This is a genomic window from Streptomyces sp. 5K101, assembly GCF_046506645.1.
Lineage (GTDB): Bacteria > Actinomycetota > Actinomycetes > Streptomycetales > Streptomycetaceae > Streptomyces.
Map to the genome: position 1 here is coordinate 198,987 of NZ_JBKFFO010000008.1, position 12,612 is coordinate 211,598.

The 12,612-nt window shown below is 71.0% G+C and carries 10 protein-coding genes and 1 tRNA gene; 4 read left to right on the top strand and 7 right to left on the bottom strand.

Annotated features, from left to right (window positions below; genetic code table 11):
- The first annotated feature begins 9 nt into the window (after positions 1–9).
- Together ACLB9X_RS17870 and ACLB9X_RS17875 are read left to right on the top strand one after the other, a co-directional pair.
- The gene (locus ACLB9X_RS17870) at positions 10–1,485 is read left to right on the top strand and encodes a cellulose binding domain-containing protein (protein WP_410361365.1); all 1,476 of its coding nucleotides are present in this window, start codon (positions 10–12) and stop codon (positions 1,483–1,485) included.
- A 450-nt stretch (positions 1,486–1,935) separates the two neighbouring features.
- Positions 1,936–2,862 (top strand): SDR family oxidoreductase, encoded by a 927-nt coding sequence (locus ACLB9X_RS17875; RefSeq protein WP_410361366.1) that lies wholly within the window; start codon positions 1,936–1,938, stop codon positions 2,860–2,862.
- Between the two features lie 288 nt (positions 2,863–3,150).
- Here ACLB9X_RS17875 and ACLB9X_RS17880 read toward each other — a convergent pair whose 3' ends face one another.
- From ACLB9X_RS17880 to ACLB9X_RS17900, 5 genes are all read right to left on the bottom strand, one after another.
- Complete coding sequence (locus ACLB9X_RS17880; protein ID WP_410361367.1) at positions 3,151–3,492, bottom strand: DUF397 domain-containing protein; 342 nt, start codon at positions 3,490–3,492, stop codon at positions 3,151–3,153.
- A gap of 1,495 nt (positions 3,493–4,987) precedes the next feature.
- Complete coding sequence (locus ACLB9X_RS17885) at positions 4,988–5,131, bottom strand: hypothetical protein (RefSeq protein ID WP_410361368.1); 144 nt, start codon at positions 5,129–5,131, stop codon at positions 4,988–4,990.
- A 189-nt stretch (positions 5,132–5,320) separates the two neighbouring features.
- Positions 5,321–5,393, bottom strand: a tRNA-His gene (locus ACLB9X_RS17890).
- Between the two features lie 99 nt (positions 5,394–5,492).
- Positions 5,493–6,113, bottom strand: coding sequence for an oligoribonuclease (orn, locus tag ACLB9X_RS17895; protein ID WP_410361369.1), 621 nt, complete (start codon positions 6,111–6,113; stop codon positions 5,493–5,495).
- Between the two features lie 106 nt (positions 6,114–6,219).
- On the bottom strand, positions 6,220–7,431 hold the full coding sequence (locus ACLB9X_RS17900; protein WP_410361370.1) for a GlxA family transcriptional regulator: 1,212 nt from the start codon (positions 7,429–7,431) through the stop codon (positions 6,220–6,222).
- A gap of 1,193 nt (positions 7,432–8,624) precedes the next feature.
- Here ACLB9X_RS17900 and ACLB9X_RS17905 point away from each other — a divergent pair.
- Complete coding sequence (locus ACLB9X_RS17905; protein ID WP_177150970.1) at positions 8,625–9,146, top strand: universal stress protein; 522 nt, start codon at positions 8,625–8,627, stop codon at positions 9,144–9,146.
- 204 nt (positions 9,147–9,350) lie between these two features.
- A complete protein-coding gene (locus ACLB9X_RS17910) occupies positions 9,351–9,923 on the top strand; it encodes a GPR1/FUN34/YaaH family transporter (protein ID WP_410361371.1) in 573 nt (190 codons plus the stop codon).
- Positions 9,924–10,264: 341 nt separating this feature from the next.
- Here ACLB9X_RS17910 and glmS read toward each other — a convergent pair whose 3' ends face one another.
- A complete protein-coding gene (gene glmS / locus ACLB9X_RS17915) occupies positions 10,265–12,082 on the bottom strand; it encodes a glutamine--fructose-6-phosphate transaminase (isomerizing) (RefSeq protein WP_410361372.1) in 1,818 nt (605 codons plus the stop codon).
- A 54-nt stretch (positions 12,083–12,136) separates the two neighbouring features.
- Complete coding sequence (locus ACLB9X_RS17920; protein WP_147986599.1) at positions 12,137–12,415, bottom strand: hypothetical protein; 279 nt, start codon at positions 12,413–12,415, stop codon at positions 12,137–12,139.
- Between the last annotated feature and the right edge of the window lie 197 nt (positions 12,416–12,612).

Sequence of the window (12,612 nt, forward strand, 5' to 3'; positions counted from 1 at the left end):
CAGGACGCGATGGGCAGCAGTACGCACCGGCGCAGGGCGAGCGTCAGGACCAAGGCCGTCGGCGCGGTCGTCGTGACGGCCGTGATCGGCGGCGCGGCGGTCGTCCTCACGGGCACCGCGCAGGCCGCGGCGGTCGGCGCCGCGTACACCAGGACCAGCACCTGGGACGGCGGTTACACCGGTCAGTACGTCATCACCAACGAGACCGGCACGGCCCGGTCCGGCTGGACGCTGGAGTTCGACCTGCCCGAGGGCACCACTATCGGCTCCCTGTGGAACGGCGAGCACACCGTGGCGGGGCGGCACGTCACCGTGAAGCCCGCGAGCTGGAACAAGGAACTCGCGCCCGGCGCCTCCGTCACGGTCGGCTTCGTCACCTCCGCGACGGGCAAGGCGGCCGACCCGGCGTCCTGCCTCATCGACGGGGCCGTGTGCTCGGCCGACGGCGGCCCGACGCCGCAGCCCAGCGGCCGGCCCACCGAGCAGCCCACGCCGAGCCCGACGCCGAGCACCCCGAGCTCCCCGCCCACCCCGACGCCCACCCCGACCCCGACCCCAACCCCGACGCAGACGAGTGCGCCGAAGCCGGGCGCCGCCGCGCGGTACGCGCCGTACATCGACACCTCGCTGTACCCGGCGTACGACATGCTCGACACCGCCGCGAAGACGGGCGTCAAGGAGTTCCACCTCGCCTTCATCACCGCGGGCGGCGGCTGCGTCCCGCTGTGGGGCGGCGTCACCGGACTCGGCGACGACAAGGTCGCGGCCCAGATCGACGGCCTGCGCGCCAAGGGCGGCGACGTCCGCGTCTCCTTCGGCGGCGCGGCCGGCCGGGAACTGGCGCTGAACTGCGCGACGGCGGACGAGCTGGCGACGGCGTACGGCAAGGTCGTCGACACGTACAAGCTGACCAAGGTCGACTTCGACGTGGAGGGCGCCGCCCTGCCGGACACGGCCGCCAACTCCCGCCGCGCGCAGGCCATCGCCCAGCTCCAGAAGTCGCAGCCGGACCTGGACGTCTCCTTCACCCTGCCGGTGATGCCGGAGGGGCTGACGCAGCCCGGCGTCGACCTGATCGCCGACGCGAAGAAGAACGGCGTACGCATCGACGCGGTCAACATCATGGCGATGGACTACGGGCCGGCGTACAGCGGCGACATGGGCGAGTACGCGATCCAGGCCGCCACGGCCACGCAGGCGCAGATCAAGGGCGTCCTCGGGCTGTCGGACGCGGATGCGTGGCGGACCGTCGCGGTAACGCCGATGATCGGCGTCAACGACGTGGTCACCGAGATCTTCAGGGTGGAGGACGCGACCCAGTTGGTGCGGTTCGCCGAGTCGAAGAACCTGGGATGGCTGTCGATGTGGTCCTCGACGCGCGACAAGCAGTGCGCGGGCGGGGAGAAGCCGGCGGCAGACGCGACGTGCAGCTCGATCCTCCAGGAGCCGCTGGCCTTCACGAAGGCGTTCGCCGCCTACAAGTGATTCCGGGCTCCGCCCCGGGAGCCCTGGCGCCTCAGGCGACGCCGGCGAGGCTTGTCCAGCGCGACGCCGCCGTGGGGCTCCGCACCGAACCCGCGCCTGAAGCGCCGAGGTGGCTGCATCGCAGCCCCGTCGGCGCTTGAGCACACGGCCGAAGGCGGTCCGGGAGTCCTCGTGGCCGCCCGTGTGAGGCGGCGCGCATATGGCCGTATGCCTGTAGGCCCGGCGGTCAGGGGCGGCAGTCGGCCTGCCGCCCCGGGCGTGGCCCCATGAGGCGGCGAGCCGTCGTCGCTGTGTGCGGCATCCGGCTGGTCGGCTTCGGCGGCGTCTGCGAGAGGGTGAGGAAAAGCGACACAGGGTGTCGGGTTTTGAGTCGAGCATGGTGTCACCGGTCGGCGTCGACGGTGGACGCGGACCGGGCCGTACAGGCAGTCAAGGACCTGAAGGGAATTCATGTCCGACACATCGACACCGGCACTCCACGGAAAGATCACGCTGGTCGCAGGGGCCTCACGGGGCGCCGGGCGCGGCATCGCGGTCCAGCTCGGCGGGGCGGGTGCGACGGTCTACGTCACCGGCCGCACGACGCGGGAACAGCGCTCGGAGTACAACCGCCCCGAGACGATCGAGGAGACCGCGGAACTCGTCACCGCCGCGGGCGGAACCGGCATCGCGGTGCCGACCGACCACCTGGTGCCCGAGCGGGTCCGGGCGCTGGCCGAGCGCATCGATGCCGAGCAGGGACGGCTCGACGTGATGGTCAACGATCTCTGGGGCGGCGAGCGGCTTTTCGAGTTCGACAAGCCGGTCTGGGAGCACGACCTCGACAACGGACTGCGGCTGCTCCGCCTCGGCGTGGAGACCCACGCGATCACCAGCCACTTCCTGCTGCCCCTGCTGGTACGGCAGCCGGGCGGGCTCGTGGTCGAGATGACCGACGGGACATCCGCGTACAACGGAGCGAACTACAGGAACTCGTACTTCTACGACCTGGCCAAGAACAGCGTGCTGCGCATGGCGTTTGTACTCGCACACGAGCTGAGGCCGCACGGCGGCACGGCGGTGGCGCTCACCCCGGGCTGGCTGCGCTCGGAGATGATGCTCGACGGGTTCGGCGTCACCGAGGACAACTGGCGCGATGCGCTGGCCACGGTGCCGCACTTCTGTATCTCGGAGAGCCCGTCATACGTCGGACGCGCGGTCGCGGCGCTGGCCGGTGACGCCGACGTAGCACGCTGGAACGGCCAGTCGCTGTCCAGCGGGCAACTCGCCCAGGAGTACGGCTTCACCGACCTCGACGGTTCGCGTCCGGACTGCTGGCGCTACCTGGTCGAGGTCGACGCCGCCGGCAAGCGGGCGGACGCGACCGGGTATCGGTGACGGGCACCGCTCGCGGGCCGCGGCGGCAATCCCCCGTCCGTGAGCAGGCATCGGTCGGTCCGGGCGGCCGGCATCTGCGACACCCTCCTCGGCTCGGTGAAGACCGGGTAGCCGGCTCAGCCGCCGGCCCACCCCCTGGAGTGCGCCCCAGCCCACAGGACCAGCTGCGTCGGCCGGCGTCGACGGCACGGCACTCTCGTGCCGGTCCCGGGCCGGCTACTCCCCGCGGAGTAGCCGCACCGCCTGCCGCTGTCACGCGAACACGCGGGGATCTGGGCGGCATCCACGTCAGGCGGCCACGACGGGGGCGGCCTGCTCCATCTCTTCGTCGGTGGCCATGAGGTCGTCGAACTCGCCGGCCTTCACGCCCTCGAAGAACTTCCGGATCTCCGCGCGGCTGAAGTACAGGACGGGGCTGGACGGGTCCTTGTCGTCCGAGAGGGCGACCATGCGGGTGCCGTCCGGGATGCTGAAGTGCGGGTGCCCCTGCGCATCGTCGGCCGCGGCCACGATCACGCAGTCCTTGAGGATCGGGTCCAGGTCCGTCCGGCTGGACTTGCGCCAGTCCAGGCCGGAGGCGTTCGTGTTCTCGTACGACTTGCTGGCAAGCCCATTGCTGATGGTGCCCATCGTGGTGTGTCCTTTCGTTTGGGACGTGACTGTCCTTGCAACCGCCCCCGCTGCGGTCCTTCCAGGGAGTTCGGCCGGGGCGGATCGGGCCTCCGGGGGCAGGTGCCCTTGTGTACGGCCAATGCGATGCCCGCGTTCGCGGCGGAGAGCTTTGTACCCTCCTCGTAGTCCTCGCCTGGCGTGACGACCCGGTGGAAGCCGGCACACGTCACGGCGTCACCTGGAAGCCGGCACACGTCACGGCGTCACCTCGGCGTAGGGGTCGCCGGGCGCGGGCGTGACGCGCCAGAACGACGTGGCGGGTTGCGCGGAAGGATCGGCACCCGGGCCGCTCGCCGGTGTCCTTGAGCGCCCACGTCTCGGCGGGCCTTCTGTGGCAAGGGCCTTGGCGTGGCAGATGGTGCACTGAACTTCGTGAAGAGGCTCTTCGGGGGGCGTCGTCCTCGGTGTCGAGGCTCAGATGCCAGTCGGCCGCCTTGATGATCGTGCGGCTCACGACGCCCGAACGTTTCTGGTGGATGGGTCCAAAGAGACCTCGATTGCGGCCTGCTGGGCAGCGGCCGAAGTGGTCCATGAGCAGTCGCCGGGGCAGATGCGCCAGCGGGGCCCGGGGCCCTGGGTGCGGCGGTACGGGGGAACGGCGACGTACGATCCGCGGCCCAGCGCCTTTGTGCTGGTGACGCCTCGGCCCTCCGCCGTACCGGGTGCGACGAACCAGTACTTGGCCAGACCCGACGGGTCTTCGATGACGGCGCCCGAGCGAGGGCCGAGGATGCCGAGCGACGTCAGTCCGCCGTGGCGAACTCGCCTTCCCGCAGCCCTCTGGCTATGTCCGCCGCCCTCTCGGCGGTTGCACGAGGTGAGTAGCAAACTCCCCAATCCGCAATGCGGGTATGGCGACGCCCCCACCGTCGGGCAGAAGCGCCGCCGGCCACTCCTATCACCTGGGGGAGGGTGCGGAGGACCGGACTGTGGTGTGCAGGGCGTACCCGGCGTGATTCGAGATCACACAATGCGAGCAGGCGGTTGCCGCGCGAGCCGACATGGATCGGGCGTCGTACCAGAAGATCGAGTACGGGACGGTGGTCGGCTCGACACCCTGCTCCGCATCGCCGACGCGATCGGCGTACCGCTTTCCGACCTCGTCCGCGAGTGAGCCCCGGCCGGCCTGCGAAGGGAAACGCGGACCGACCGGGGCGTCGGGGAATCAGGCGTGTGCGCGGACGAGGAGTGTGCCGATCTTCCGGGGGCCGGGTGGGGCAGCGAGCACGCGCGCGCGCGTAGGTGTCCCGGGCGATCGCCGTGTCTGTCACTGCCTGCTCCGCTCGTAGGGCCGGCCGCCCGGCTGGTGACGCCGGACGGCTGGAGTGTCGTACAGGTGGTGCGGGTATGTCAGCCGCTCTTCGGACTGTCGTGGCATCCGGCGTGGCACTGGTTGCAGTCGGCGGTCGAGCGCCAGAGTTCGGCGTCGACTCGGCATCGAGCAGCCGGACTCCTAGGGCGGCCCCTTCTCCCCGCGCTCACCCTGTGGACCGGCCGGGTCGGGCGCACCGTGCAGCCGGATCTCGCGGTGGTCGTCCTCGCGGGTGCGGATGTCGATTCCGGTGAGGCGGTCGACGTAGCGTGTGGCCCACTTCACGAGGGGTATGTCGCCGGGCCGCTCGCCGGGCTCGACGAACCCCTCGCCGCGTACTCGGCCGTGGGGCCGCCGGCCGCGGCGGGCCACGACGCGACCGGGCGCGGACAGCGGTGTTCCCCCGGTGTTCCCAAGGATGTGGGCATGAAGAAGGGCTGACCCGTTTTCACAGGTCAGCCCTTGATCATTCAGGGTGAGTGACGGGACTCGAACCCGCGACATCCTGGACCACAACCAGGTGCTCTACCAGCTGAGCTACACCCACCACGACCGGTCCTTTTACCGACCGGCCGAGAAAAAGTGTACAGGGTTCCGGAGGGTGCTCGCGCCAGGGTTTCGCGGGGTCGCCCACGGGGCCGGGCGGCTACGGCGCGGGCTCCGCCGGTGCCGCGGGCAGCACGTGCTTCGCCGCGATCGCCCGCGCCGTGTCCGAGTCCGGCCCGGGCTGCGGGACGAAGACCGCCTCGCGGTAGTAGCGCAGCTCGGCGATCGACTCGCGGATGTCGGCGAGCGCCCGGTGGTTGCCGCTCTTCTCCGGACTGTTGAAGTACGCCCTCGGGTACCAGCGGCGCGCCAGTTCCTTGATCGAGGAGACATCGACGATCCGGTAGTGGAGGTAGCCCTCCAGCGTCGGCATGTCACGGGACAGGAAGCCGCGGTCGGTGCCGACCGAGTTTCCGCACAGCGGGGCCTTGCCGGGCTCCTTGACATGCTCGCGGATGTACGCGAGGACCTGCTCCTCGGCGTCCGCCAGCGTGGTGCCGCCGGCGAGCTCGTCGAGGAGGCCCGAGGCGGTGTGCATCTGGCGCACGACCTCCGGCATCGTCTCCAGCGCCGCCTCCGGCGGGCGGATCACGATGTCCACGCCGTCGCCGAGCACGTTCAGTTCCGAGTCGGTGACCAGCGCGGCCACCTCGATGAGTGCGTCGTCCGTCAGCGAGAGCCCGGTCATCTCGCAGTCGATCCACACCATGCGATCGTTCATGCGCCCTACCTTATGGGGCGTGTGACGATCGGGCCCCGGGCGTGCCGGGACGGCGACCGGGCCGGGCGCTCACGCGCCCGGCCCGGTGCTCACGGCCCCTGTCGCGTTATCCCATGCTCCGCTGCCCCGGCAGGCCGGCGCGGCCGCCGTACACCTCGCCCCCGCCCCGGACCGCCTCGGGCGGTGCGGAGGCGGTGGCAGTCGGTCCCGGCAGGCCCGCGGCCGCCGCGGCGGCGCGGCGCAGCCCCGCCGTGGCCTGGGCCGGCACGACAACGTCCACCATCGACGGCTGGCCCGGCTCGCCCTGCGGCCGGCGCGCCCGGTACGCGGCCCGGTAGGCCGCCGGGGAGGACCCCAGCTGCCGCCGGAAGTGACCGCGCAGTGCCACCGGCGAGCGGAAACCGCAGCGGCCCGCCACCTCGTCGACCGAGTAGTCGGAGGTCTCCAGCAGCCGCTGCGCCTGCAGCACCCGCTGGGTGATCAGCCACTGGAGCGGCGCCGACCCCGTCAGCGAGCGGAAGCGGCGGTCGAACGTCCGGCGGCTCATGTACGCCCGGGCGGCCAGCGTCTCCACGTCGAACTGCTCGTGGAGGTGCTCCAGGGCCCAGGAGACGACCTCGGCCAGCGGGTCGGAGCCGATTTCCTCTGGTAAAGACCTGTCGAGGTAGCGCTCCTGACCGCCGCTGCGGCGCGGCGGCACCACCAGCCTGCGGGCGAGTGCTCCGGCTGCCTCGGCGCCGTGGTCGGTGCGCACTATGTGCAGACAGAGATCGATACCCGCGGCCGTGCCCGCCGATGTGAGGACGTCGCCGTCGTCGACGAACAGCTCCCGCGGATCCACATGGACGGACGGGTAGCGCTTGGCCAGCGTCGGCGCGTACATCCAGTGGGTGGTCGCCGGGCGGCCGTCGAGCAGGCCGGCCGCGGCGAGGACGAACGCCCCGGTGCACAGGCCGACGATGCGGGCGCCCTCCTCGTGTGCCCGGCGCAGCGCGTCGAGCGCCTCGGGCGGCGGCGGTGAGGTGATCGAGCGCCAGGCGGGCACCACGACGGTGCCTGCCCTGCCGATCGCCTCCAGGCCGTACGGCGCGGTCAGTTCCAGGCCGCCGGTGGTCCGCAGCGGCCCTTCCTCACCCCCGCACACCAGCAGGCGGTAGCGGGGAACTCCGGCGTCCTGACGGTCAATTCCGAACACCGAGAGCGGGATGGAACTCTCGAAAATGGGGCCGCCGCTGAACAGCAGCACCGCCACGACTTCCCGGCGACGGCGGCCGGAAAGCCTCCGTGCTGCCTCCGATGCAGCGGAGTCCTGACTCATGACGCTAAGCCCCCCTCGAAGTGCGCGTCTCCCCGTTCTTTTCGGGCCTTTCGCTCCTGCACGTTTCCCCTCGGTTCTGCACGAGTCCCCCGGCCTTCGATACTCATGATCGAATCTAACGCGTCCTGCGGTGCCGCCGTGACACGTTCGGCATGCCCCGCTATGTCGACTTGGCAACTTGGCGCGATGCTGTCGATCACGAAGCGTTCCACTCGACGGGCCCGCAGGGAAGTCCGCGTTCCGGGCATGGCCCGTCCCCGTAGGGTGCGCGCGCCGCGTGCGGTCCTTTCTTGCCTGGTGAGAAGCGGGTTGGCGGCCCCTTTCGGCAAGGTCCGGGCTGTGTCGCGAAGTTGGCTGAAAACCGATGGTGTGAGGATGCGAACTCGTCAGCCGCCGGGCGCACTTCCCGGACCTCGGTGAGCACCCCGCCACGCCCCTTGCGCCCCACAGCTGCGCCGGCCCGCCTGCGGGACGCCGCTCCGGATGCGCGCGTGGGCGGCCTGCCGCGCCGAGTGGCGCAGCAGCACTTGGCAGGCGGCTGTCATCGCCGCGAGCCCCAACGCGGCGGTCGCGGCCCTGCTGACGGACGTCCCGTACACCACGAGCACGACTGGGACCAGCAGGCAGGTGAAGGCCGCCCAGCGCACGACGTCGCCCGCCGCGTCGGCCCCCCGGCCGGGGGAGGGGACGGACAGTGCGGTGTTCCGACCGGGGTCGGGCGACGCGGTGGCCCAGCCAGGGGCAGTCGTGGCGGGAGCGGCGGCGGGACGCGGGGTCCGGCGCCGTCCGCGCCGCGGGGCCGAGGGGTGCACGGGGTCTGAGGCGGGCGGAGGTGCGGGCACTCTGAGCTCCTGGGGCACGGCGGGCGGTCTGGTGCGGTCCGGTGGACCCGGTGCCTGTCCGGCGGATCCAGGCCCGGGCCCTCGGGTCAACGAGGAGTGCAGTCGTCCGGTCACTGTGCGCAGCGACAGACGGCTGTAGTGGCCACCCGGCATTGCCATACGGATCGGGCTGGGGCATGCTCCCTGGAACGCCGCGCAGGGCACGGCAAGGTCTGGGCAGGAGAGGAGTGCCGCCGTACCCTTGGGGGTATGGGCTTCGGAAGATGATTCCCGGACAGGGATCCGCACTCACCCCACCCGACGCACCTTCTCAGACTCCCTCCCACGAGGACCTTCTTCGCCGAGACATCGATGGCCGGTCACGAATTCCCCGATCCCGCGGACCGCAAGCAGGTAGCCGATCCACTGTCGGACCTGCGGGCGGCCGAAGAGTCATGCCACTCCTGCGACCCCGCCTTCCGGCACGGAGTCGTCGTCGGATTCGACGGCTCGACCTCCAGCGAGCGCGCGCTCGCCTATGCCATCGGAATGGCGCGCAGGTCCGGTTCGGGCCTGATCATCGTCCATGTCGCCAACCGGCTGCCGACCACCGTCTGGGCGGGCTGTGAGCCCCCCGTCTTCGTGGACGTCCCCGACCACCGCACCGAGGTCCTGGGCCTGGAGCTGGCGTGTGCCGACTACTTGACCGAGGTCCCCTGGATCCTCGTCGAGCGCGGTGGCGACATCTGTCATGAGCTTGAGGAGGTCGGCCGCGAGTACTCGGCCGACGCCATCGTGGTCGGCTCCACGCACGGCATCGTCGGCCGGATCTTCGGCTCCGTCGCCGGCCGGCTCGCGCGGCGCGCCCAGCGCCCGGTGATCGTCATCCCGTGACCCCATGGGGCTCGCCCCACGCGTCACTCCACTTCCCTCTGTCTCCGCAGGTGAGGCGTCGTCAACTCGCCTCGCACATACGGAAATCTACTCATCCGTAGCAGGTGGATTGTGCGCTTGTGAAGGGTACATACCGGTCGCTGGGTCCGCAGCACAGGGCAGCACCACTGCAGCACAACTGCACAGACAGGAAGGGAGCCCGCCGTGGACAACGGAGTCTCTGCGGGAAGCGCCGGATCGACCAACACCCTCGGCCGTCTCGCGCTCGGACTGACCCTGCTGGCGTTCGGCGTCGGCAACACCCAAGTGATCGACAACGTCACCGCGGCCGACGCCGCGTCCCTCGCGACCTGGGTCGGCGGCGTCGCACTTTTCGTCCTCGGCCTGCTCGAGTACCGGGCGGGCGACGGGGCTTCGGGCACGGCGTTCGCCGGGCTCGGCGCGTTCTGGTTCACCTGGGGCACCGGGGTGGGCAGTGAGGTCTCGGCCGAGGCGGCGGGCCTGTTCCTGCTGCTGTGGGCGCTGCTCGCGCTGACGCTGACCGCGGCGTCCTCCGGCAGCGGCATCCTCGGCCAGGGCGTGTACGGCCTCCTGTGCCTGTCGCTGCTGCTCGGCGCGATATCCGCCTTCGCGGGCAACGCGGGTCTCGCCAAGGCGGGCGGCTGGGTCGCCGCGGTCGCGGGCCTCGCCGCGTGGTACGGGGCGACGGCGGCGCTCGCCAAGTGGCCCACGTTCAGCGGGCGCGCTGCCGGCCGGGGAGTGACGGCCACCGGCTGAGCGGCCGGGGTGCCCCGCGGGAGGCGTCAGGCACCCCCCAGGCCGGTGTGACGGGTTGCACGCCGGCCGGCACGACAGAACGCCCCCTGTGCGCTGGTGGCACGCACAGGGGGCGTTCTCCCTTTTTTGGGCGCTCGGTTCTCCCCCTGGCTTCGCCGGGGGGACCCCCACGCCACGGGGTGGGCGAACCTGGTTCGTCAGCCCACGGGGTGCGGACCTGGTCCTTGGGCCCATGGGATGGGCGGACATGGTCCTTGGGGCCAACGGCCCACGGTGTGGGCCGACATGGTCCTTGCGTTCATCTGCCCACGCGGTGGGCGGACTTGCGCCCGTAGCGGCTGCTACTCGACCGTGACCGACTTCGCCAGGTTGCGCGGCTTGTCGATGTCCCGGCCGAGGGCCAGGGCCGTGTGGTAGGCGAGGAGCTGCAGCGGGATGCCCATCAGGATCGGGTCCAGCTCGTCCTCGTTCTTCGGCACGATGATCGTGTGGTCGGCCTTCTCCTGCTCGCGGTGGGCGACGGCCAGGATGCGGCCGGAGCGGGCCTTGATCTCCTCCAGCGCCGCGCGGTTCTTCTCCAGCAGCTCGTCGTCCGGCACGATCGCGACCGTCGGCAGCGCGGGCTCGATGAGCGCGAGCGGGCCGTGCTTGAGCTCCGATGCGGGGTACGCCTCGGCGTGGATGTAGGAGATCTCCTTGAGCTTCAGGGAGGCCTCCAGCGCCACCGGGTAGCCGCGCACCCGGCCGATGAACATCATCGACTTGGCGTCCGCGTACTGCTCGGCCAGCTTCTTGATCTCGTCCTCGGACTCGAGGATCTCGCTGATCTGCGCGGGCAGCTTGCGCAGGCCCTCGATGATCCGCTTGCCCTCGGCGACCGACAGGTCGCGGATGCGGCCCAGGTGCAGGGCGAGGAGGGCGAAGGCGACGACCGTGTTGGTGAAGCACTTCGTGGAGACGACGCAGACCTCGGGGCCGGCGTGGACGTACGTGCCGCCGTCGGCCTCGCGGGCGATCGCCGAGCCGACGACGTTCACGACGCCGAGGACGCGGGCGCCCTTGCGCTTGAGCTCCTGGACGGCCGCGAGCACGTCGTAGGTCTCACCGGACTGCGAGACGGCGATGTAGAGGGTGTCGGGGTCCACGACCGGGTTGCGGTAGCGGAATTCGGAGGCCGGCTCGGAGTCGGCGGGGATACGGGCCAGGGACTCGATCAGCCCGGCGCCGATCAGGCCCGCGTGGTACGAGGTACCGCAGCCGAGGATCTTCACGCGGCGGATGCCGCGGGCCTCGCGGGCGTCCAGGTTCAGGCCGCCCAGGTGCACGGTGTTGAACCGGTCGTCGATCCGGCCGCGCAGCACGCGGTCGACCGCGTCGGGCTGCTCGCAGATCTCCTTGTGCATGTACGTGTCGTGGCCGCCCATGTCGTAGGAGGCGGCCTCCCACTCGACGGTCTCCGGGGTGGCGGTGGTCGACGCGCCCGAGGTCGTGTAGGTGCGGAAGTCGTCGGCCTTGAGGGTGGCCATCTCGCCGTCGTCGAGGGTGACGATCTGGCGGGTGTGGGCGACCAGGGCGGCGACGTCGGAGGCGACGAACATCTCCTTCTCGCCGATGCCGAGGACGACGGGGGAGCCGTTGCGGGCCACCACGATGCGGTCGGCGAACTCGGCGTGCATGACGGCGATGCCGTACGTGCCCTCGATCACCTTGACCGCCTCGCGGACCTTCTCCTCCAGGCTGGTGGCCTGGGAGCGGGCGATCAGGTGGGTGATGACCTCGGTGTCCGTCTCGGAGGCGAACACGACGCCGTCGGCCTCGAGCTTGGCGCGCAGCTCGGCCGCGTTGTCCACGATGCCGTTGTGGACGACGGCGACCTTGTTCTCGGGGTCGAGGTGCGGGTGCGAGTTGATGTCGCTCGGGGCGCCGTGCGTGGCCCAGCGGGTGTGGGCGATGCCGGTGGTGCCGGCGAAGCGCTTGGGGACGCGGGCCTCCAGGTCGCGGACGCGGCCCTTGGCCTTCACCATCTTCAGGGCGGGGGCCTTGGGGCTGTTGATCACCACGCCCGCCGAGTCGTACCCCCGGTACTCCAGCCGCTGCAGGCCCTCCAGCAGCAGCGGAGCCACGTCACGCTTGCCGATGTAACCGACAATTCCGCACATAAAGTCTTGCCCCTCCGTAGATCAGATGTGTGCCCGGTGTGAACGACCGGCAGGTCAGCCGTAGACCATGCGGCGCAGCTGGCGGAGCGACAGCTCCGGCGGCGCCACGGCGCGGTGCGGCAGCTCGGCCGCGATGCGCTCGAAGATCTCGGCGTTCACCGCGCCACCGGACTGAAGCTCGCGGTGGCGGCGGCGAACGAATTCCTCGGTCGTCTCGTCGAAGTACGCCAGCACGTCGAGCACCACCCGGGCCGCCTCACCGCGCTGGAGCGCGGTGCTGCGCACCAGATGGTCGACGAGGTCGTCATGGGACGACGGGCGGTGTTCGAGCACCCGTAGATATTGAGGGGTGGAGGAGCGGCTTTGCAAGAATCCTGCCCGATTCCGGGCAGCAGGCCCCTTTGCCGGGCGGGACGCGGGCCGGCCGGCCCTGCCCGCCGGGCCCCCCTTGCTGATGTTCCCCGCGGGGAAGGGATTCCTTCGTCCCGGGGAATGAGTAAGTGGTCTACACCTTGACCGCAGTTGAGGCG